Origin of the sequence: Candidatus Paralachnospira sp. LCP21S3_A2 (genome assembly GCF_052118925.1) — a bacterium.
In the GTDB taxonomy this organism is placed as follows: Bacteria; Bacillota; Clostridia; order Lachnospirales; family Lachnospiraceae; genus Lientehia.
In genome coordinates, this window is sequence record NZ_JBQKGG010000047.1 from 1 (window position 1) to 839 (window position 839).

General features: G+C 36.2%; 1 protein-coding gene. It reads left to right on the forward strand.

From position 1 onward, the window contains the following. The coding region (locus tag ACTQ3K_RS12620; protein WP_441568235.1) for an IS3 family transposase at positions 1–839 on the forward strand (839 nt) is incomplete at both ends.

Genomic DNA, 839 nt, shown 5'->3' on the forward strand with positions numbered 1-839 from the left:
GCCTGGTCCGTCATGAACATATATATCAGGCAATCAAAGAAGAACATGAAGATCATAATTATTCAGTTGCTGCACTTTGTAAACTTGGTAATGTTTCTAGAGCAGCTTATTATAAATGGCTACACAGAGAAATTCCTAAAAGTGAGCAAAAGAATAGGTTTATTGCTGACGAGATAGAAAAGATTCATACAGACTCACCGGATAAAGGCTATCGAAGAATCAGAGATGATTTGGAACGATATCATGGTATTGATGTAAACGATAAACGTGTGCTACGCATTTGTCGTAAACTTAATATAAAATCAACTATCAAGTATTCTAACAACGGATGCACAAGACAGGCTGCAAACCCTCAGTATATAGCTGAAAACATACTTAATCGGGAGTTCACTGCCAAAACACCAAATGAAAAATGGCTCACTGATGTGACAGAATTTCATTATTATATTGGGATGGAAAAGCATAAAGTTTATCTAAGTGCAATACTGGATCTATATGATAGACGGATTGTTTCGTATGTTATTCGTGATAAGAACAACAATGCTTTGGTGTTTGATACGGTAGACAATGCTTTACTTAGAAATCCTGGTGCGCAGCCACTGTTTCACAGTGACAGGGGATTCCAATATACGAACAGGACATTTCATACAAAACTTGTAAATGCTGGAATAATACAAAGCATGTCGCGAGTTGCTAAATGTATCGACAATGGACCAATGGAAGGTTTTTGGGGAATTCTGAAGAGAGAGCGATACTATGGAAAACGATACACTGATAGAGGTACTCTCGTAAAAATGATTGTAGATTATATAGATTACTATAACAATAAACGTTTGCAA